At 49.8% G+C, this 18903-nt stretch carries 21 protein-coding genes and 1 riboswitch; of the genes, 19 read left to right on the top strand and 2 right to left on the bottom strand.

Annotation, left to right across the window (positions count from 1 at the left end; genetic code table 11):
• Positions 1-32: 32 nt before the first annotated feature.
• The 8 genes from DXA57_RS10890 to DXA57_RS10855 all read left to right on the top strand — a co-directional run bounded on the left by DXA57_RS10890 (position 33) and on the right by DXA57_RS10855 (position 7900).
• Positions 33-1265 (top strand): MYG1 family protein, encoded by a 1233-nt coding sequence (locus DXA57_RS10890; protein ID WP_117767405.1) that lies wholly within the window; start codon positions 33-35, stop codon positions 1263-1265.
• 43 nt (positions 1266-1308) lie between these two features.
• Positions 1309-1510, top strand: a riboswitch (cobalamin riboswitch).
• A gap of 313 nt (positions 1511-1823) precedes the next feature.
• Complete coding sequence (locus DXA57_RS10885) at positions 1824-3503, top strand: ABC transporter substrate-binding protein (protein ID WP_243005774.1); 1680 nt, start codon at positions 1824-1826, stop codon at positions 3501-3503.
• A gap of 117 nt (positions 3504-3620) precedes the next feature.
• Positions 3621-4613: an ABC transporter permease gene (locus tag DXA57_RS10880; RefSeq protein ID WP_117767404.1), complete on the top strand. Its 993-nt coding sequence runs from the start codon at positions 3621-3623 to the stop codon at positions 4611-4613.
• Positions 4606-5418, top strand: a complete 813-nt coding sequence (locus DXA57_RS10875; protein WP_117767403.1) for an ABC transporter permease — start codon at positions 4606-4608, stop codon at positions 5416-5418. Before DXA57_RS10880 ends, DXA57_RS10875 begins: the two co-directional genes overlap by 8 nt.
• 1 nt (position 5419) lies before the next feature.
• On the top strand, positions 5420-6388 hold the full coding sequence (locus DXA57_RS10870) for an ABC transporter ATP-binding protein (protein ID WP_117767402.1): 969 nt from the start codon (positions 5420-5422) through the stop codon (positions 6386-6388).
• Positions 6360-7040 carry an ABC transporter ATP-binding protein gene (locus tag DXA57_RS10865; RefSeq protein ID WP_117767401.1) on the top strand — a complete coding sequence of 227 codons (681 nt, stop codon included), beginning with the start codon at positions 6360-6362 and terminating at the stop codon, positions 7038-7040. The genes DXA57_RS10870 and DXA57_RS10865 overlap by 29 nt, the downstream gene beginning before the upstream one ends.
• A gap of 191 nt (positions 7041-7231) precedes the next feature.
• Positions 7232-7516, top strand: a complete 285-nt coding sequence (locus DXA57_RS10860) for a hypothetical protein (protein WP_117767400.1) — start codon at positions 7232-7234, stop codon at positions 7514-7516.
• Positions 7517-7564: 48 nt separating this feature from the next.
• Positions 7565-7900 carry a nucleoside triphosphate pyrophosphohydrolase family protein gene (locus DXA57_RS10855; RefSeq protein WP_117767399.1) on the top strand — a complete coding sequence of 112 codons (336 nt, stop codon included), beginning with the start codon at positions 7565-7567 and terminating at the stop codon, positions 7898-7900.
• A 111-nt stretch (positions 7901-8011) separates the two neighbouring features.
• On the opposite strand, the gene DXA57_RS10850 is transcribed toward DXA57_RS10855, so the two are convergent.
• A complete protein-coding gene (locus tag DXA57_RS10850; RefSeq protein WP_117767398.1) occupies positions 8012-8614 on the bottom strand; it encodes an SGNH/GDSL hydrolase family protein in 603 nt (200 codons plus the stop codon).
• Between the two features lie 96 nt (positions 8615-8710).
• Between DXA57_RS10850 and DXA57_RS10845 the strand changes: the two genes are divergently transcribed.
• Genes DXA57_RS10845 through DXA57_RS10815 form a run of 8 tightly spaced genes read left to right on the top strand, consistent with a single transcriptional unit; the run spans position 8711 to position 15840 of the window.
• Positions 8711-9649, top strand: coding sequence for an AAA family ATPase (locus tag DXA57_RS10845; RefSeq protein ID WP_117767397.1), 939 nt, complete (start codon positions 8711-8713; stop codon positions 9647-9649).
• Positions 9646-10782, top strand: a complete 1137-nt coding sequence (locus DXA57_RS10840) for a DUF58 domain-containing protein (protein ID WP_117767396.1) — start codon at positions 9646-9648, stop codon at positions 10780-10782. The genes DXA57_RS10845 and DXA57_RS10840 overlap by 4 nt, the downstream gene beginning before the upstream one ends.
• Complete coding sequence (locus DXA57_RS10835; protein ID WP_117767395.1) at positions 10772-11926, top strand: hypothetical protein; 1155 nt, start codon at positions 10772-10774, stop codon at positions 11924-11926. The genes DXA57_RS10840 and DXA57_RS10835 overlap by 11 nt, the downstream gene beginning before the upstream one ends.
• 15 nt (positions 11927-11941) lie before the next feature.
• Entirely contained in the window at positions 11942-12787 is an 846-nt protein-coding gene (locus DXA57_RS10830) for a deoxyribonuclease IV (RefSeq protein ID WP_117767394.1), read from the top strand.
• Positions 12788-12822: 35 nt separating this feature from the next.
• A complete protein-coding gene (locus DXA57_RS10825; protein WP_243005773.1) occupies positions 12823-13098 on the top strand; it encodes an HPr family phosphocarrier protein in 276 nt (91 codons plus the stop codon).
• 15 nt (positions 13099-13113) lie between these two features.
• Entirely contained in the window at positions 13114-13215 is a 102-nt protein-coding gene (locus DXA57_RS17925; RefSeq protein ID WP_442857675.1) for a DUF6783 domain-containing protein, read from the top strand.
• 29 nt (positions 13216-13244) lie between these two features.
• On the top strand, positions 13245-14897 hold the full coding sequence (gene ptsP, locus DXA57_RS10820) for a phosphoenolpyruvate--protein phosphotransferase (protein WP_117767393.1): 1653 nt from the start codon (positions 13245-13247) through the stop codon (positions 14895-14897).
• A gap of 25 nt (positions 14898-14922) precedes the next feature.
• Positions 14923-15840, top strand: coding sequence for an aldo/keto reductase (locus DXA57_RS10815; RefSeq protein ID WP_117767392.1), 918 nt, complete (start codon positions 14923-14925; stop codon positions 15838-15840).
• Positions 15841-15970: 130 nt separating this feature from the next.
• Here DXA57_RS10815 and DXA57_RS10810 read toward each other — a convergent pair whose 3' ends face one another.
• The gene (locus DXA57_RS10810) at positions 15971-16492 is read right to left on the bottom strand and encodes a peptidylprolyl isomerase (RefSeq protein ID WP_117767391.1); all 522 of its coding nucleotides are present in this window, start codon (positions 16490-16492) and stop codon (positions 15971-15973) included.
• Positions 16493-16731: 239 nt separating this feature from the next.
• Here DXA57_RS10810 and DXA57_RS10805 point away from each other — a divergent pair, with 239 nt between their 5' ends.
• The 3 genes from DXA57_RS10805 (at position 16732) to DXA57_RS10795 (ending at position 18806) form a co-directional block, all read left to right on the top strand.
• Positions 16732-17454 carry a GNAT family N-acetyltransferase gene (locus tag DXA57_RS10805; protein WP_158571303.1) on the top strand — a complete coding sequence of 241 codons (723 nt, stop codon included), beginning with the start codon at positions 16732-16734 and terminating at the stop codon, positions 17452-17454.
• A gap of 175 nt (positions 17455-17629) precedes the next feature.
• Positions 17630-18421 carry a ParA family protein gene (locus tag DXA57_RS10800; protein ID WP_117767389.1) on the top strand — a complete coding sequence of 264 codons (792 nt, stop codon included), beginning with the start codon at positions 17630-17632 and terminating at the stop codon, positions 18419-18421.
• Positions 18408-18806: a hypothetical protein gene (locus DXA57_RS10795; protein WP_117767388.1), complete on the top strand. Its 399-nt coding sequence runs from the start codon at positions 18408-18410 to the stop codon at positions 18804-18806. The genes DXA57_RS10800 and DXA57_RS10795 overlap by 14 nt, the downstream gene beginning before the upstream one ends.
• The last annotated feature ends 97 nt before the right edge of the window (positions 18807-18903 follow it).

Here is an 18903-nt window from a genome sequence, read left to right as displayed (position 1 = left end):
GTCCCTGAACTTATCTATGGAAGGAATGGATCATGAATCAGTTATTAAATGAGATCAGAAAAAAAGACGCGAAAGCCTTCACCCATGGGGGAAAATTTCACGCGGACGACGTGTTTTCCGCGGCCCTTCTCCTGTACCTGAACCCGGAGATTCAGATCAGCAGGGGAAATCAGGTGCCGGAAGATTTTGACGGCATTGTCTTTGACATCGGAAGAGGCGCTTACGACCATCACCAGAAGGACAGCCGGATTCGGGAAAACGGCGTGCCCTACGCGGCCTTCGGCCTTCTCTGGGAGGCGCTGGGGGCGGAGATTTTAGGCGAAGAACTGGCGCTTTCTTTTGACGAGACCTTCGTTCAGCCTCTGGACAATAATGACAACACCGGGGAGAAAAATGAGCTGGCGTCTCTCATTGGCAATTTCAATCCGGCCTGGGACGCGGAGGGAGGCACGGATGAGGCTTTTTTCCAGGCGGTGAGCGTGGCCGGGATGATCCTGGAAAACAAATTTGAGCGCTGCCGCGGAAATGAGCGGGCGGACCGTCGGGTGGAGGAGATCCTGGCGGAACAGGAGCGGGCTATCAAAGCTGGAAAAATCCCCGCGGAGAATCGACAGATTCTGATTCTGCCGGAATTTGTGCCCTGCCAGAAGCATCTCTCCGAGACGGAGATCGCTTTTGTGATCTTTCCCTCCAACCGGGGCGGCTACTGCATTCAGCCTCAGAAACGGGAATATTCCCTGAATTATAAGTGCAGTTTTCCTCCGGCATGGCTGGGCCTGGAAAATGAGGAGTTGGAGGCAGCTTCCGGCATTGCAGGGGCAGTGTTCTGTCACAAAGGCGGTTTTCTCATGACCACGGAGACGCTGGAGGAGGCGGTTCAGGCGGCAAAAATCAGCCTGGCGGAGTTTCACGAGGCTCCGGTTCTCGTAAACTTTGGGGGAGGAGAGGAAGCGGAGGCACTTCTTCAAAAGCTTCCGGGTCTGACGGGAGTGAAGATTGTCCGGATGGCGTTGCCGGAGCTTCCGGAACTTAATGAAGATGGGATTTTCACCGAAGTGGCTATGGAAAAGCAGGAATGGAAGAACCGGATTAAAGCCCAGGTGAAGGCGATTCTGAAAGAAAAGCCCGAGGCGGTCTATGTGGAAGGGGAGGTATTTTACACCTATCCGGTCGTCCATGCCCTGCGGAAAAAACATGTGCCGGTGCTGACGATGATTAAAAAAGAGGAAAGAAAATTACTCATAAAAATACCTTCTGGTTCATAAAAAATAAAATGACAGAATGTTCTTGCATTTTGTTTTTTGTGTGCTATACTACAAAGCAGAGCCGGTCTTTTCGGCGAAAGGAAAAAAGTGAATAGATCGAAGGGAAAAGGGAACGCAGTGTGAATCTGCGGCAGTCCTTGCTGCTGTAAGGGTGACGAATGGTCAATAGCCATTGGCGAAAGCTGAGAAGGAAGACCAGGAGGCTGACCCCGAGCCAGAAGACCTCCCCTTTGATTTTGAGATGTATCCGTTTCAATGGAAGACTGATGCATGTTCCAAAGAGACGGATGAAGGTCGATCTGACGTCTCTTTTGGTTCTGTGTGTCTGGAAAATTCTTCCAGGCACTTTTTTGTGCTTATAGGGTCGAAAAGTCCTTGCACGCCTGTGCTTGCACAGAGGTGTGCAAGACCTTGAGACCCGCCCGACATGAGCATAAAAGCGGAGCGAAGCTTCGCGATATGCGAATGGCGGGGAGAGGATTGCGGGAGCTGCTTTGCAGCGGAGCAATCCGGTAAGCATTTTGTACCTACTATACCTAGCATTTAAGGAGGAAACAAATGAAAAAGAAGACCGTAAGTCTGCTGCTGAGTCTGGCTATGTGCCTGACCATGCTGCCGGGACAGAGCGTATTTGCAGCAGAGACATCCACAGAGACCGAGACCGAGGCAGTCAGCGAGAGCACTGGCAACCATGTAGAGAATCTGATCGTTGGAACCATCGCAGATCAGAACGTATTCAACTCCCTGACCCAGACCGACGCTTTCGGACGTATGAACTACAATGGCTTTACCCAGGGTGACTTCGTATACCGCGATGAGAACAACAATCTGCAGCCCTATTTCTGGAAATCCTTTGAGATCTCCGAGGATGGAAAACAGATCGATTTCACAATTCCGCTGGACGCTGTATGGCATGATGGCGAGCCGGTAACCATGGATGATGTGGTATTCACCTTCGAATATATGAGAGATGTGAGGAAGAACGGAAGCCTTCAGAATCTTACAGAAGTAAAAGTAACCGGTGATGACAGTGCATCTCTGATCTTCTCTGAGCCGGATGCTTATTACTGGATCAATTCTTCCTGCAACAACAATTCCTGCGTATACGCAAAGCATATCTGGGAGGGCATTGATGATCCGACCACTCTGGACGGACCGGAAGCAGCCATCGGCTGTGGTCCCTACAAACTGGTTTCCTACGATTCCGACGCTCAGGTTTCCTATTATGAGGCTGTTCCGGAGAACGATTTCTTAGGCGAGATCACCGTTGATAAAGTAACCGTACAGAGCTATTCTGACGAGACCACTCTGATGATGGCTATGATGAACGGCGAGATCGATACCATGTATAACTATGCAAACCCGATCGACGCTGACGTCATCGACACCGTTCAGGGTACACCGGATCTCGACCTCGGCGAGAGCGATTTCACCGGCTGCTACCAGATGGAGTATGGTAAAGACAGAGCTCCGGGAAATGATCAGGCTTTCCGTGAGGCTGCTTCCTATGCAATCGATTACAATCAGCTGGCAACCACCATCAACGGCGAGTACGGAAAGGTTCCGGGAAAAGGTGTGATTCCGCCTTCCTGCAAAGGATACGACGAGAGCATCGGTTCTCTGGAATTTGACGCTGACAAGGCAGCCGAGATGCTGGATGAAGCTGGCTACAAAGATGTGGACGGCGACGGTTACCGTGAGCTTCCGGACGGAAGCCAGATGGATCTGACTGTGATCCCGCAGTACAGCTCCAAATCCATGGATATGAGAAACCGTATCGCAGAGGTTATCATGAACAGCCTGGACAAAGTTGGCATTAAGAACCATGTGGATAACGACAGCCTTTCCAACAGCGAAGTTTGGGAAGATACCGTTACCAAAGGAAACTATGATATCTCCATCACTCTGACCACTTCCGGAATGGCTTCCTACAGCACCGCTTTCCGTTACTTCATGGGCGAGCTGAGAGACGGCGAGAGCTCCTGGCTCTGGGGAACCATCCGCGATGACAGCTTCCGTGATACCTACTATGCAATGACACAGGCTGTCAATGACGAGCAGTATATCGAAAATAATCAGAAGCTTCAGAAGTATGTGGCAGATACCATGGCAGCAGAGGCTCTGTGCTGGGAGACTGCTTTCTTCCCCTATCGTACCGATAAATATACCGGATGGGAGAACTATCCGTCCTGGGGTACTGTTCATGCGACAACCTGGTATCGCCTGACTGCGAAATAATTTATAGAAAGACAGCATTTGCCGCCGGGACTTTCAGGGTTCCGGCGGTTTTTCTGTATGGGCGGGAAAAAGCGAAAGCACAGAACGCCCTGATTCATGTGAAAGGAGAAATCGTTTATGACCCGTCATATCGCACAGAAAATTGCGACGGCCTTTGTGACGATCTTTGTTATCATCACCATCAGCTTTTTTCTGGTACATATCATGCCGGGAGATCCGGTGATCCATCTGGTGGGCCAGGAGGAATATTATTATCTGCTGGATAACGATCCGGAGACCCTGAACAAACTCATTGCCAGGTACGGCCTGGATGACAGCCTTCCGGTGCAGTACGGAAAATACCTGAAAAACATTGTGACCATGGATTTCGGTCCTTCTTATACGAACCAGAAACCGGTCGTCTCCAACGTTCTCAAAGCCTGCAAATGGACGCTTTTTCTGTCGATTCCCACCTGGATCATCGGCGGACTTTTAGGAGCCCTTCTGGGAGTTATTGCGGGCTGGAAGCCGGGAAAACTCTTTGATAAGATTATGACGCCTATTCTTTTGATCGTGAATACGATCCCCTCAAACTGTTTCTGTCTGATCCTGCTGATCTTTTTGGCCTACCGGATGAAGCTTTTTCCCATCAACGGAATGGTCTCCCCGGGCGTCGAAGGAATGGCGAGGGTGCAGAGCATCCTCCAGCATATGTTCCTGCCGCTGATTATCATGATTCTTTACCGGACTTCCGGTGATTTCATGCTGATGAAGAGCGCAGTTTCCCAGGTGCGGAGCGAGGAGTACATCATGACGGCGGAGTCCAAAGGTCTTCCCTCCAGAAAAGTCCTTTTCCGTCATGTGATGAAAAATGCGATGGTTCCTTATGCGACTTCCTTCTGTATGCAGTTCGGCGGTATTCTTTCCGGCTCCATGATCATTGAGGTCGTTTTTGGCTGGAAGGGAATGGGAACGATCCTGTATAATGCCGTGTCCAACCGGGATTTCCCCACAGCCCAGTTCTGTTTCCTTCTGTCTGCGGCCCTGGTGGTTTTTGCAAACCTGATCAGCGATATTGTCAACGCGGCCATCGATCCGAGAATCAGAGAGGAGGGAATTCAGGATGCATAAGAAAATTCGTCTGAATGCGGCGGCTACGGCAGGCCTTCTGATCATTCTTTTTTTCCTGATCATCGCTGTTTTCGCTCCGGTGATTGCCCCTTATGACCCGAAAGAGATGATCGCGTCCTATCTGCCGCCCAGCAAAGAGCACATTCTGGGAACCAACGATGTGGGCCAGGATATTTTCTCGGAGATGGTTTACGGCACAAGAGTTTCCCTCTATATTGGCATTTTTGCCGCTTTCATCGTGACCGGTGTGGGAACGGTGCTGGCGCTGGTATCCGGTTATTTCGGCGGATTGGCAGACAAGATTATCACGGCCATTACAAATATTGCCATGGCGGTGCCAAGTCTTCCTCTGACAGTTCTTCTGATTGCCTACCTGAATCCCGGCAAATGGAGCCTGATCATCGCGATCAGCATCACGGCCTGGACCGGTACGGCGCGAATCTTAAGAGCCCGGGTCATGCAGCTGAAAGAACTGCCTTTCATCAAGATCGAAAAGACGATGGGCGTTCACCCGGCGGTGATCCTTTTCAAACACATTCTGCCGAATATCAAGGACATCATTCTGACCAGAGGAGCCATGGCTATTTCCGGCGCCATGATGACGGAGGCGGGCTTAAGCTTCCTGGGACTGGGAGAATTCGGAGAGAAGAGCTGGGGAAGCGTTCTTCACTATGCCTTTTTCCGGAACAGCATCATGAAAAAACAGTACTGGTGGTATGTGCCGCCTATCGTCTGCATCTGCGTCTGCGTGCTGGGCTTTATGCTCATCGGCTACTATGGAAAGATTAAGAAGGGAGGAGAGTAAGATGCTTCTTGACGTAAAAAATGTGTCCGTGCGTTTTGCCTCCGGCCATGGGGTCCAGGCAGTGGAAAATGTGAGCCTGACGGTGAATAAAAAAGAAAAAGTCTGCATCGTCGGTGAAACCGGAAGTGGAAAAAGTATTCTCCTTCTGGCAATCCTCCATCTCCTTCCGGAAAATGCCATCGTCACAGGCGAGGCCTTTTTCGAGGGGGAGGACATGATCCGGATGAAGCGCCGCCAGCTGGACAAGATCCGCGGAACCAGAATTTCCTATGTGCCCCAGGGAAGCGGAAACGGCCTGAATCCTCTTCTGACCGTTGGTTTTCAGGTGGCGGAACCCATGATCGAGCATCAGAAGATTGGAAAAAAAGAAGCCATCGCCGAGGCGGTAAAGCTGATGAAGCGTTTTCACATCGGTGACGAGGAAGAGGTGGCCGCTCAGTATCCCTTCACCTACAGCGGCGGCATGAAGCAGCGTGCCATGATCGCCATGGGCATCATCGCGGGAGCTGATATGATCCTGGCGGATGAGCCTACCAAGGGACTGGATGAGGAGCGCATCGAGATGGTGGTGGATGCTTTCCACAGCCTGAAAGACCAGGCTGTGCTCTGTGTGACCCATGACCTGAATTTTGCCCGGGAGATCAGCGACAGCATCTCCGTTATGTACGCTTCCAACCAGGTGGAGTACGCCTCTGCGAAGGAACTTCTGGAGCATCCGCTGCACCCTTACACACAGGATATGATCGCGGCGATGCCGGAAAACGGACTTCATTTTTCCGAGGGCTTTGCCATGGCCCACGAGGACTACGCCGAGGGCGGCTGCAAATATGCGCCTCGCTGCCGGTTCTGCAAGGAAAAATGCAAGGAGACGCCTCCGATGCTGGAGGTGGAGGGCCATCAGGTACGCTGCTGGCTTTATACGGGAAAGGAGGGAGAGCGTCATGCTTCTGACAACGGAAAAGCTCTCTAAGGCTTACAAGAGCCGGAAAAAAGGCGAGCCTGTTTTCTGGGCGGCCAAAGAGGTGTGCGTGGAAATTCCGGAGGGAAAGACCGTAGGCCTTCTGGGGCCCAGCGGCAGCGGAAAATCCACCGTGGGCCAGATGATCGTGGGGCTGATCGAGGCCTCTTCCGGGGAAATTTTTTACAAAGGAGAGCGCCTTTCCTATCCGTTGAAAGGGGAGCTGCGGAAGAAGATCCAGATCCTTTTCCAGCACCCGGAAGTTTCCTTCAATCCGATGCTGCCTCTGATCCGGAGTATGGTGGAGCCCTATAAGCTCATGAAAAAAGACAGCAGTGAGAAAGCGATCCTTGCGGATATCGAGCGGTTTGGCCTTCACCGGGAGCATCTCTACCGGACACCGCTGGAGCTTTCCGGCGGCGAGCTTCAGCGAGCCGCCCTGGCTCGGGTCCTGGTGCTGGAGCCGGAACTCATCATTCTGGACGAACCCACCAGCATGCTGGACGTGATCTCCCAGGCCCAGATCGTCCATTTCCTTCAGGAATACCAGAAAGAGCACGAGACGGCCTACCTTTTCATCACCCACAACAAGGTGTTGGCGAAGACCGTCTGCGACGAGATCTACGAGATCCGGGAAGGAATCTGTACGAAAAAAGAAATGTGATTAAGAATGTGGAATCCAAAAGGTATGATGCCGATCGGGTTCCATATTTTTTGCAGGATAGATTTTTGGGGAGTTTTATGGTAAGCTGTGGGAAAAGGCTGCAAAGGCGTAGATCGAGATGTGTTTTAAAGCGGAAAAAGATGAGAACGGGAAAGTTTTGTTTGACTAAGTGATAGGAAGGAGCGATATATATGGCATCATCCAGAAGCAAAGAACTTTATCAGGCCTTACAGGCGAAGGGCTACCCGGATGATTTCTGCAGGGAACTGGCCTACCGACAACTGAACACCGATTATACCGCTACCAGAATGCTGGGCTACCTTTACCGGATCTCCGAGCCCAGGATCGAAGACGTGGTAGACGAAATGCTGGCAATCCAGAGCGACCGCAATGCGATCATCCAGAAAAAAGAACTGGAACAGGCCCAGGCAGCGATCAACCGGATGTACCGGGAAGGGCTGGGAAGTGAAAGGTAAAACAGGCGGAATCTCAATCGAGAGTTGTGGATTATGGAGGAGACCAGAATGACGATTAATGAATATCAGGAATTGGCAATGACTACTTTAAATCCTGAACTAAGTAAAAGAGAGATATTAATAAATAGTGTAATGGGCTTATGTGGTGAGTCAGGAGAAGTCATTGACATAGTTAAAAAATGGATGGCTCAGGGACATGAATTGGACAAGGAACATTTGGCAAAGGAACTTGGAGATGTAGCTTGGTATTTGGCAGAAGCTGCAACAGCGCTGGATATGTCTCTTGAAGATATTTTTCAAGCAAATATCGATAAATTAAAGATGAGATATCCAGACGGATTTGAAACAAAAAAATCTTTACTGCGCCTTAAAGAAGATATATAACTTCCTGTTTGAGAAAGTGAACAATCGGAACTTCCAAAACTCCTGGATCGACTGCGCGATGATTCAGAAGGGAGAAGAGGCAGAGACTTTCGTAAAGCTTGCGTCGGAAAATCAGTAAAGGTCGGCAAAAGCTTCCAGCCACCACTTCGCCAGCAGCTTATGGCCGAACGGTGTGAGATGGATACCGTCAGGAGTGAGCATTTCTGTGCCGTACTGTTTTTCAGATTTCTGCATTCGTTCCTGAAGAGGCAGGAAAGGGAGTTGATACTGGCGGGCGAGATTTTCAATGGTATTTTCAACTTCCCGGACTTCCGGGAGCCAGTTTAAGTATTCCTGGGGTCGGGAAAAAATAAAGGATCCCAGCAGAAAAACAGAAGAAAGGGAAGCTTCAAGAAGCCTTCGGATCAGAGTGTCGTAGTTGGATGCGAATTCCTGAGCCCGGAGGCTTTTTCCTGTATTTTTTGCGACGCCTATGTCGTTGATGCCGATGAGGATGGAAACGGCAGCGGGGGAAAAGGAGAGGCAGTCGGTCTCCAGGTTCCGGAGGAGAAAGGGGAGGGTGAAGGAGTCATGGCCTTTGTTGATGACAGTAAAGTTGTTGGAAAGCTTTTCGGCAAGAAGTTGTACATATCCGTTTCCGAGTCCGTTGTATTCCGGAATCCATAGCCGTTCGGCGTCCGTGATGCTGTCCCCTAAAAAAACGAAATTTTTCATAAAATTTCTCCTCCTGATTCAAATTTATGGTACACTATGACCATACCAGAAATTGGAGTGAAATACAACAGCCGTAGACTGGCGGATTGGAGAACCATGAGAGAAAACATACTGCGTATCAAGGAAAATATGAAGAAGGTTATTATCGGAAAGGACGAGGTCATGGATAAGATCCTGACAGCGCTGCTTTCCGGGGGACATGTGCTTCTGGAGGATCTTCCGGGCACGGGAAAGACGGTGTTGGCCAAATCTCTGGCAAAGTCCATGAACGGCGAGTTCCGCCGTGTTCAGTTTACTCCGGACCTGCTTCCTTCGGATGTGACGGGACTTCATTATTTTAATCAGAAGGAAGGAGAATTTCAGTTCCGGGAGGGACCGGTGTTTACCCAGATTCTTCTGGCAGATGAGATCAACCGTGCCACGCCGAGAACGCAGTCGAGTCTTCTGGAGTGTATGGAGGAGCGCCAGGTGACGATTGACGGAGAGACGAGAAAGCTGGACGAGGTCTTTTTTGTTATTGCGACGCAGAACCCCATTGAAAGCTCCGGTACTTTTCCGCTTCCGGAGGCACAGATGGACCGTTTCTTCATGAAGCTGTCCATGGGTTTTCCGAGTAAGGAGGAGGAGCTTGCGATTCTGGACCGTTTCCAGATCGAAGAACCTTTGAAAACACTGGAGCCGGTCTGCACGAGAGAGGAAATTCTTGAAGCAATGGAGGAGATCCGGAAAATCTATGTCCATCCGGAGATCAAGAAATATCTGGTGGATCTTGCGGAGGCTTCCCGTCAGGACGGGGAACTTCTTTCCGGTGTAAGTCCCAGAGGAACACTGGCCCTCTTTAAGGGAATCCGGGCTTATGCATGGCTCAAAGGCAGAGATTATGTGGTTCCTGAGGATGTGAAGGCGCTGGCTGTTCCGGTGCTGGCTCACCGTCTGGTGTTGGCAGGAGCCGGCGATACGGATGCAGAGCGGAGAATCATGGAGGAAATCTTAAAGCGTGTGGAAGTACCTGTGGAGGACTGGAAGAAAAAATGAAACTGATCCTTATCTTAGGGGTGGCTTTTCTGCTTCTTTTTCTTCTGGAAAGGGGCTATCGAAGGTTTTGGAGTAAGGATCTTCATGTAGAAGTTCATTTTCAGTCTTATCCGGCCAGAGAGGGAGAAGAAGCCTGCCTGACAGAAATCATTGAAAACAGAAAAATTCTTCCGATCCCTATGCTTCAGGTGGAATTTCTGCTGGATCGGAGTCTTGGGATCGATGAAGAGGAAAACGCCTCGCTTTCCGACCGTCTGTATAAAAGGGATGTTTTTTCTGTATCCTTTTATCAGAAGATCAGCCGGACAATCCCACTGAAATGCCGGAAAAGAGGGTATTATCACATCGGAGAAGCCAATCTGGTTGCAAGAGGCCTCCAGATGGAGAAAAATTATTACAAGGATCTTCCGCAGGATACCTTTCTTTATGTCTATCCGGGGGATGTTCCTATTGACCGGCTGAAGCTTCCCATGCACCGGCTGGGCGGACTGCTGGAAGGAAGACGTGGAATGGTGGAAGATCCCTTTGCTTTTGCGGGGATGCGGGAATATGATGGCACGGATCCTATGAACCGCATCAATTGGAAGGCTTCGGCCCGTTCCGGAAACCTGATGGTAAATCTTCAGAATTCCACCTATTCGCCCCGGGTGGCCTGCTTTGTGGATGTGGAGGATGTGACCATGTGGAAACATATGGAGATTCACGAGGAGGCCATCCGTCTGGCAGCTTCCCTTTTGCGAAGCGTTCTGAAAAAGGGCATTCCGGCTTCTCTCTATACGAATGGAGAAGATCTTCTTTCCGGCAGTCTGGTCCAGGTACCGGAGGGCAGCGGACGGGGACAGACGGAGAAGGTCAACCGTTCGTTGAGCCGTCTGGATCTGAATGCAAAGAAACGGCCAGGTCCCATTTATTCCGAGCTTCTGAAAGCGGAGCAGGAGCTGACTGGTACGCAGCAGGTGGTGGTCCTGATCACAGAAAACCAGAGCAGGGAGCTTCAGGATACTGTCCGTAAAATGGCAGTAAAGGGAGCGAGTTTCCTGTGGCTGGGCGTTTTCTATAAAAAAGAAGGCTGGTCCAGCCCGAATATTCACGGCGTAGACTATCTGAAATGGGAGGTGGAGCATGAAGGATAAAGAACTTCGGATCTACGAGATCCTTTACGGAGGCATCTGTATGAGCCTTCCCATCTTTCTCTGCCCGGGAGAACTTTCTCTCTGGCGGCTTCTGCTTCCCATGGCGGCGGCCTTCTGCCTTTACGAGGCGGCCCTCAGGAGAAAAAGCATTCTCCTTTACCTTTTGATCTGGATTGCTTTTGGGGCAGCAGCCTTTGAGGCGGGACGGGATCTCATTGAGAAAGCCTGCCTCACAGGTAGTATCATTTTTGGTGGTGCTGCCTGTTTTTACGGGCGCTGGAAGGGCGATTACCTGTTCTTAGGCGGCCCGGCGCTCCCGATGCTGGCGGTGCCTGCGGTGGCTTATCTCATCGCTCATGTGGAAAAAATGGACTACATCAAAGGCCGGGTGTGCATTTTTGCGGCGCTGGTCATTCTCTTACAGATTTTCTGTGGAAACCGGGAGCGGCTTTTGATTTACCTTAAAGAGAATGAAACGCTGCACCGTTTTCCGAAACGGCGTCTGGAAAAAAGAAACCGTCATGTCATGATTTTTTTCGGCGTCTTTCTGACTCTGGCTATGATCGTGGCTTACTGGAAAGCGCCGGCGGACCCGGAATTCACCAAGTCTGAGAATACGCCGGATATGACCGTTACCATGGAGCAGTTTGAACCATCCGGCGGCATGGAGATGGATCTGTCCGGACTTCTCGGTGACGATGAGGTTTACGAACCGCCAGCCTGGGTAACAGCGCTGGAGAATATCCTTTATTATGTGGTGACAATTGCGCTGATCGCAGGCTTTATCGCATTGGTTACATTGACGGTTTGTAAGCTTCTGAAAGCCTATCGGAACCGTTACGAAAAATGGACGCCGGAGAAAAAGACAGAGGGCGGCGATGTGACGGAGAGTCTGGCTCCTCCAAAGATCGTCCTCCCGAAATTTTTCAGGAAAAAGACAGCTTCAGAACAGATCCGGAAATATTATCGGAAATGGGTCATGGGAGGACCGGGACAAACGCCTGGAAACACCAGTACGCCCGAGGAAGCGGAAGAAACAGCCGGTGTAGCCGATACAAAAGCACATCAGATCTATGAGAAAGCCCGCTACAGCCGGCAGGAGTGTACGGCAGAGGAAGTGGTTTATTTGAAAAAACGGAATTGATACAGGAGGAACTTTATGATTTATACAGGATGTCATCTTTCTTCATCCAAGGGCTTTGAGGCTATGGGGAAAAATGCCCTGAAGCTTGGAGCGGACACTTTTGCTTTTTTTACAAGGAATCCAAGAGGCGGAAACGCCAAAGCCATCGATCCCGATGATGCTGCCCGTTTCCGGAAACTGGCAGCAGAGCATCATTTCGGAAAACTGGTTGCCCATGCACCCTATACGTTAAATCCCTGTGCGGCAAAGGCGGAGGTTCGTGATTTTGCATTCCGGGCCTTTCAGGAGGATCTGGAACGGATGGAATACATACCGGGAAACTATTATAATTTTCATCCCGGAAGCCATGTGGGACAGGGGGCAGAAAAAGGGATCGAGCTCATTGCAGAGCTTCTGAATCAGTCTTTGAAAGAAGAGCAGAGCACCACAGTGCTTCTGGAAACCATGGCGGGAAAAGGAACGGAGGTTGGCCGGAGCTTTGAAGAGCTTCGTGCGATCCTGGATCGGGTGGAATTAAAGGAAAAAATGGGCGTCTGCCTCGATACCTGTCACGTCTGGGACGGGGGCTACGACATTGTGGATCACCTGGATGAGGTGCTGGAAGAATTTAACCGGGTCATTGGACTCAAATACTTGAAAGCAATCCACAGCAATGACAGTTTAAATCCGCTGGGAGCACACAAAGACCGGCATGCAAGGCTTGGAGAGGGCTGCATCGGGCTGGAAGCCTTTCAACGAATTGCTTCTCATCCAAAGCTTCAGGGGCTGCCATTTGTCATGGAAACACCGAATGACGATGCAGGCTGGGCAAAAGAGATTGCCATGATGAGAGCTTTTGCCGATGCCATGCCGGAAACCTGAAAAATGGACACAAAACAGAAAGGAAGATAAGACAGATGGAACGAGAGATAAAAGAAGATAAAATGCTGGAATTTCAGTATGTGATCAAAGATGAAACCGGACTTCATGCAAGACCGGCCGGAATGCTGGCGAAACTGGTCAAAGATGCGGACTGTGCTGTGACCATCGCAAAAGGAGATAAGTCTATTGATGCAGGAAAACTCATTGCAGTCATGGGTCTTGGGATTCATAAAGGTGATGAGATCACAGTCAGTGCGGATGATGAAGAAGTTCTGGCAAGGCTGAAAGAGTTTTTTGAAACTTATCTGTAGCGAAGCGGATTGCGAATGTCCGCTTTACAAATCATTCCCACAAATTGTAACGTACATTTTGCAGAAAGGCTTTTTCAAACACACTCTGGCAGACAAAAGGGATTTACTGAGAAATAAGTAAAGCATTGCGTGAGGGAGGGAGAACCATGGAACAGTACCAAGGCCGGATTATCGTACAGAAGATTGCTATCGGGCGGATCTGGTTTTACACGAAGGAAGAACAGAGTGTAAAACGATACAAGGTAGAGGATACGGAAAAAGAATGGGATCGTTATGAGGCGGCGAAAGATGAAGCGGTCCGGGAACTGAACGGGCTGAAGAAAAAGGCTGTCCGGGAGCTTGGAGAGATCAATGCCGCGATTTTTGAAGCCCATGCCATGATGCTGGAGGACCGGGATTACAGTGATTCCGTAAAAAATATCATTGAAACGCAGAGTGTCAACGCAGAATATGCGGTAGCTGCTACAGGAGATAACTTTGCCCGGATGTTTTCCGGCATGGAGGATGAATATTTCCGGGCGAAAGCAGAGGATGTACAGGATATTTCCGAACGGGTCATCGGTATCCTGAGCGGCAGACGAAAGAAAAAAAGAATGGAACAGGAGCCGGTAATTGTGGTTGCAGAAGATTTGGCACCCAGCGAGACCGTTCAAATGGACAAATCTCAGGTGCTTGGTTTTGTGACCAGGCAGGGTTCCAGCCAGTCTCATACGGCCATCCTTGCCCGGACGATGAATCTGCCTGCCCTTATCGGAATTCCGGTAAAGGCGGAATGGGACGGAAAACTGGCAGCTATTGACGGGATAAACGGGATTCTGTATGTGGATCCCGATGAAGAAACGCTGGAAAAAATGCAGCTTCTTCAAAAAGAAGAACAGGAGCGGCAGCGTCTTCTGACGGAATGGAAAGACCGGGAGACCGTGACGAAAAGCGGACGGAAAATCCGCCTCTGTGCCAATGTGGGGAGCATTGCAGATGTAGCGGGTGCTCTTCAGAACGGAGCGGAGGGCATTGGTCTTTTCCGGAGTGAGTTTCTTTTTCTCACGGCAGACCACTGTCCGACGGAGGAAGAACAGTTTCAGACCTATCGGCTGGCAGCGGAAATGATGGCCGGAAAAACAGTCATTATCCGGACAATCGATATCGGAGCGGATAAACGGGCTGCTTATATGGAAAAAAAACCGGAACCGGGAAAAGAAGACAGCTCGCTCTATCTGGAGGAAGAGACCAATCCGGCCATGGGACTTCGGGGAATCCGGCTTTCTCTGGAAAAAAGAGAGCTTTTCAAGACACAGCTCCGGGCAATCCTCCGGGCGGGAGCCTTTGGCGAGATATCCGTTCTTTATCCCCTGATCGCTTCTGTAGAGGAATTTCGCAAAGCGAAAGCACTTTTGGCAGAAGTGGAGGAGGAGCTGAAAGCACTCGGGATCCCCTTTGGAAAGGTCCGCCAGGGCGTTATGATCGAGACGCCGGCAGCTGCCATTCTGAGTGATCTTCTGGCAGAAGAAGCAGAATTTTTCAGCATCGGTACCAATGATCTTTCTCAGTACACGATGGCAGTGGACCGGGAAAATCCGCGGACGGAGGAGTATTTCGATCCGCACCATCCTGCACTTTTAAGACTCATCCGCTACACGGTGAAGAATGCAGGAAAAGCAGGAATCCCGGTCGGGATCTGTGGAGATCTGGGAGGCGATGAAACGCTGACAGAGTTTTTTGTAAAAGAAGGAGTGGATGAACTTTCCGTGCCGCCATCCAGGATCCTTCCACTGAGGGAAAAAATAAAGAATTTGGATTAAAGTGAAAAGGAAGGAATTTTATAAAATGAAAACGTTTCAAATCAGCGAAGATATCAAGAACGTATCCAGAGTCGGACTTGGCTGTATGCGTCTGACAGAAAAAAAGACAGATCAGGAGGTCCGTGCGATCGTGGACACTGCCCTGGAAAACGGCATCAATTTTTTTGACCATGCAGATATTTATGCGGCAGGAGAGGCGGAAGCAGCTTTCGGAAAGATTTTGACACCTTCTCTTCGGGAGCAGGTGGTGATCCAGACCAAATGTGCCATCCGTCCGGGAATCTGCTTTGATTTTTCAAAAGAGCATATTCTGAGGTCGGTAGATGACAGCCTGAAACGACTGAATACCGAGTATGTGGATCTCCTGCTTTTGCATCGGCCGGATGCACTGATGGAGCCGGAAGAGGTGGCTGAAGCCTTTGATACCCTGAAAGAGCAGGGAAAGGTTCGGGCCTTCGGTGTGAGCAATCACAATCCCATGCAGATCGAACTGTTAAATCAGGCAACAAAAGGGGCCGTTAAAGTCAATCAGATCCAGTTTTCTGTAGCCCATTGTCCGACGATCGATGCAGGACTGAATGTCAATATGTATAAAAACGAAAGCTGTGACCGTGATGGCAGTGTTCTGGAATACTGCCGCCTGAAAAATATCACAGTCCAGGCCTGGTCCCCCTTCCAGTACGGCATGTTTGAGGGAATCTTCATCGGGAGTGAGAAATATCCGAAACTGAATGAAGTCCTGAACCGTCTGGCCGAAACATACGATACCACACTCAATGGCATCGCGGTAGCCTGGATTCTCCGTCATCCGGCAGGGATCCAGCCCATTGTCGGAACCATGAATGAAAAACGCCTGGCAGATATTGCAAAGGCTGCGGATCTCGTGCTTACGAGAGAAGAGTGGTATGAATTATATATGGCAGCAGGAAAGATGCTGCCGTGATCCTGCCCTATATCAAAGTCTGCCCGCAGGAGATTTTGCGTTGTGGGAAAGCAGAGAAAGACAGATTCTGAAATAAAAAAACTCCATGGAATCAGGCAAGATACCACCTGATCTCCATGGAGTTTTATTTTTAGCGTTTTTCCGGTTCCGGATAATCCACGCCGAAGGTTTCAACGGTCATGGACTGGATCTTCTGCTCGTCCAGCGGGCGGTCGCTGTAATCGGTGTCGGTATTAGCGATCTTGTTTACGACATCCATGCCCTCGGTGATTTTTCCGAAAGCGGCATAAGCGCCATCCAGATGCGGAGCAGCCTTGTGCATGATGAAGAACTGGCTTCCGGCAGAGTCGGGATGCATGGCTCTTGCCATGGAAAGAACGCCTGCCTCATGCTTCAGGGAATTGTTGAAGCCGTTCTGGGCGAACTCACCTTTGATGCTGTAGCCCGGGCCGCCCATGCCGGTTCCATCCGGGCAGCCGCCCTGGATCATGAAACCGCTGATGACGCGGTGGAAGATCAGGCCGTCATAGAAGCCCTTTTTCACCAGGCTGATGAAATTGTTTACGGTGTTGGGAGCAATCTCAGGATAAAGCTCCGCTTTCATAATGTCGCCATTGGTCATGGTAATGGTAACGATCGGATTCTGTGCCATAATATAATCTCCTTTGTTGAATATTCTGTGGCTATTATAATCTTTTTCCGGGCGGATGGCAAGCTGACAGAAGCGCTTTACGGATTTTTCATAATCGGATAAAATATAGGTGCGGTGTGCCAGTGGAACACGTTTAGCACCGACCGAAGCGGAGAACTTGCTGGAGCTGCTTTGCAGCGGAGCAATTCGCAGGCATCCGTTCACAGAAATGAATGGATCAGTATACAAGGAGCAGGATCATGAAAGAAAAAGATTTTCGTAAGGACTGTTTACTCACAGATTCGCCGGTTCTTGCCAGGCAGACAGCAGCCAGAGGCCTGCCGGTGATTTATTATGAACGTCCCGGAGCAGAGCCGGTCTATGAGGCAGACTATACCGTGCAGAGTCTGGATGATCTGGATGAGCTCTTTTTTCAGAGAGTCTATGAGAGACATTATGGGCTTCCCTGGTGTATCGGTGAGACAGAACGGTTGAAAATACGGGAAAGTACGGAAGAAGATGTGGAAAAACTGCTGGAGCTTTTCTCAGATGCGGAAGCGGTGCGCTGGCTTTTTGATGAGGAAAAGGAGAACTATTCCCGGGAAGAGCAGCGGGAAAAGCTGGAAGCTTATGTCCGGAACCGCTATGCCTTTTTCGGATATGGTTTCTATTCCGTCCTTTTGAAAACAACAGGTGAACTGGCAGCCTGGGCAGGGTTTCAAGAACGGGAATATCATGGGAAAACGGTGCTCGAATTCGGCTATCTTACGGCTGCGGCATTCCGGAAACAGGGGATTGCCACGGAAGCGGCGGGGATTCTGGTCAGAGAGATGGAAGAACTTACCGGGGAAACACAGGCGTATCTGTTCTGTCATCCGGATAACCAGCCCTCCAGAAGGACGGCGGAGAAGCTCTGTGCGCTCTATCCGGAGCATTTTCAGACAGTTGTGGATCAGGAGAAGGCTGACAGTCGGAAATTATGAGATTATTTTGACGAAACAGGCGTTTTTTTACACAAACGGCATGGTAAAATCCGAATGTTTGCTTTACAAGAGAGAAAGCATTCGGTATAATTTAAGCGTATGGATAAAAAAACTTCTGTCCGTACGGTATTTGTATGATAAAAAAGATTGATATGACAGAAAGAAGAAGGTGCCAATGGACAAGACAATGACCATCTGTTTTACCAATAACAAAGGAGGCAGTGGCAAATCCACTACCTGCTCCAATCTGGGAGCAGCCATGGCCAGAGCCGGGAAAAAAGTACTTCTGGTGGATGGGGATATGCAGCTGAATCTTTCCCTTTCCTTTTTTTCCGAGGATAAAGTGCTGGAAATGGCGGCAGGAGAGAAAAATCTCTATTATGCCATCGGAAAACAGCAGGATCTTACAGATTTTATTGTGCATACGGCTTATCCGAACCTGGATTTGATCCCATCTTCTACGCTGATGAGTTCCATTGAGTACGAGCTTTTCACGAAATGGCAGAGGGAATTGATTCTGCGAAAGTGCCTGCAGAAGATCAAAGATTCCGGCGTTTATGACTATATCCTGATTGATGCGCCGCCTACACTCGGCGGCTGGGTCATGAATATTCTCTGTGCCTCAGACCGGGTCATCATTCCTGTGGAAGCCAGTCCCTGGGGGATGTTCGGGCTGGCAAACATGTTTGATTTTCTCAATGATGTAAAACAGATCGCACCGGAGCTCATGGTCATGGGTGTGGTTCTTACGAAGGTAGATACGAGAAAGAATTATTTCAGACAGACCATGGAAACCTTTCAGGAAATGCCGGACATTCATCTGTTTGACACGCTGATCCGTGTAGACAGTTCTATCGAGTGGTCACAGGACAGCAGTGCCCCGGTGGTGGAGTTTAAAAAGAGCAGCAGAAGTGCCGGTGAATATATGGAATTAGCCAAGGAGGTAATGGAGTATGGCAGTAGGTAAAGCAAGTTTAAAACGGGCGGCAAAAGCGGCAGAAACGGAAGTGAAGACGGAGAAGATTCCGGTTTCCGAAAAGGAAGCACCGGAAAAAACAGAAACCGTTACAGAGACCGCTGCAAAGGTACAGGCAGCCGCAGAGCCGGAGAAAGAAAAAAAGGCGGAGCCGTCAGAAGTGAAACCGAAGAAGAGCAGCGTTTCCAGAAAGACAAAAGCCGCAGCAGAAACATCTGCAGCAGCGGAAAAAACCAAGACAACACGGAAAAGAAAACCGGAAGCAGCCAAAACAGCAGAAACCAAAACAACAGAAGTAAAAGCTGACACAACAGAGAAAAAGCCGGAAACGAATCATATTCCTTTTACGAAGGAACTGCCGGTCTATCTTCTGTAAAACGGATGTGAGAGGATTTCTCAGTTGGTTTCACGTTGTTTTGTGTGAAATTCCTTGCGGTTTGAGAAGGATTATGCTATAATTATGTTAATTATGT

Origin of the sequence: Blautia sp. OF03-15BH (assembly GCF_003463065.1) — a bacterium.
Classification (GTDB): Bacteria; Bacillota; Clostridia; order Lachnospirales; family Lachnospiraceae; genus Limivivens.
Note: the sequence above shows the minus strand (reverse complement) of the source record. Positions and strands in the feature narration are given on the sequence as shown.

Coding starts and splice junctions, on each gene's coding strand:
- DXA57_RS10890 (WP_117767405.1), top strand. CDS start 33: ATGAATCAGTTATTAAATGAGATCAGAAAAAAAGACGCGAAAGCCTTC.
- DXA57_RS10885 (WP_243005774.1), top strand. CDS start 1,824: ATGAAAAAGAAGACCGTAAGTCTGCTGCTGAGTCTGGCTATGTGCCTG.
- DXA57_RS10880 (WP_117767404.1), top strand. CDS start 3,621: ATGACCCGTCATATCGCACAGAAAATTGCGACGGCCTTTGTGACGATC.
- DXA57_RS10875 (WP_117767403.1), top strand. CDS start 4,606: ATGCATAAGAAAATTCGTCTGAATGCGGCGGCTACGGCAGGCCTTCTG.
- DXA57_RS10870 (WP_117767402.1), top strand. CDS start 5,420: ATGCTTCTTGACGTAAAAAATGTGTCCGTGCGTTTTGCCTCCGGCCAT.
- DXA57_RS10865 (WP_117767401.1), top strand. CDS start 6,360: ATGCTTCTGACAACGGAAAAGCTCTCTAAGGCTTACAAGAGCCGGAAA.
- DXA57_RS10860 (WP_117767400.1), top strand. CDS start 7,232: ATGGCATCATCCAGAAGCAAAGAACTTTATCAGGCCTTACAGGCGAAG.
- DXA57_RS10855 (WP_117767399.1), top strand. CDS start 7,565: ATGACGATTAATGAATATCAGGAATTGGCAATGACTACTTTAAATCCT.
- DXA57_RS10850 (WP_117767398.1), bottom strand. CDS start 8,614: ATGAAAAATTTCGTTTTTTTAGGGGACAGCATCACGGACGCCGAACGG.
- DXA57_RS10845 (WP_117767397.1), top strand. CDS start 8,711: ATGAGAGAAAACATACTGCGTATCAAGGAAAATATGAAGAAGGTTATT.
- DXA57_RS10840 (WP_117767396.1), top strand. CDS start 9,646: ATGAAACTGATCCTTATCTTAGGGGTGGCTTTTCTGCTTCTTTTTCTT.
- DXA57_RS10835 (WP_117767395.1), top strand. CDS start 10,772: ATGAAGGATAAAGAACTTCGGATCTACGAGATCCTTTACGGAGGCATC.
- DXA57_RS10830 (WP_117767394.1), top strand. CDS start 11,942: ATGATTTATACAGGATGTCATCTTTCTTCATCCAAGGGCTTTGAGGCT.
- DXA57_RS10825 (WP_243005773.1), top strand. CDS start 12,823: ATGGAACGAGAGATAAAAGAAGATAAAATGCTGGAATTTCAGTATGTG.
- DXA57_RS17925 (WP_442857675.1), top strand. CDS start 13,114: ATGTCCGCTTTACAAATCATTCCCACAAATTGTAACGTACATTTTGCA.
- ptsP (WP_117767393.1), top strand. CDS start 13,245: ATGGAACAGTACCAAGGCCGGATTATCGTACAGAAGATTGCTATCGGG.
- DXA57_RS10815 (WP_117767392.1), top strand. CDS start 14,923: ATGAAAACGTTTCAAATCAGCGAAGATATCAAGAACGTATCCAGAGTC.
- DXA57_RS10810 (WP_117767391.1), bottom strand. CDS start 16,492: ATGGCACAGAATCCGATCGTTACCATTACCATGACCAATGGCGACATT.
- DXA57_RS10805 (WP_158571303.1), top strand. CDS start 16,732: ATGAAAGAAAAAGATTTTCGTAAGGACTGTTTACTCACAGATTCGCCG.
- DXA57_RS10800 (WP_117767389.1), top strand. CDS start 17,630: ATGGACAAGACAATGACCATCTGTTTTACCAATAACAAAGGAGGCAGT.
- DXA57_RS10795 (WP_117767388.1), top strand. CDS start 18,408: ATGGCAGTAGGTAAAGCAAGTTTAAAACGGGCGGCAAAAGCGGCAGAA.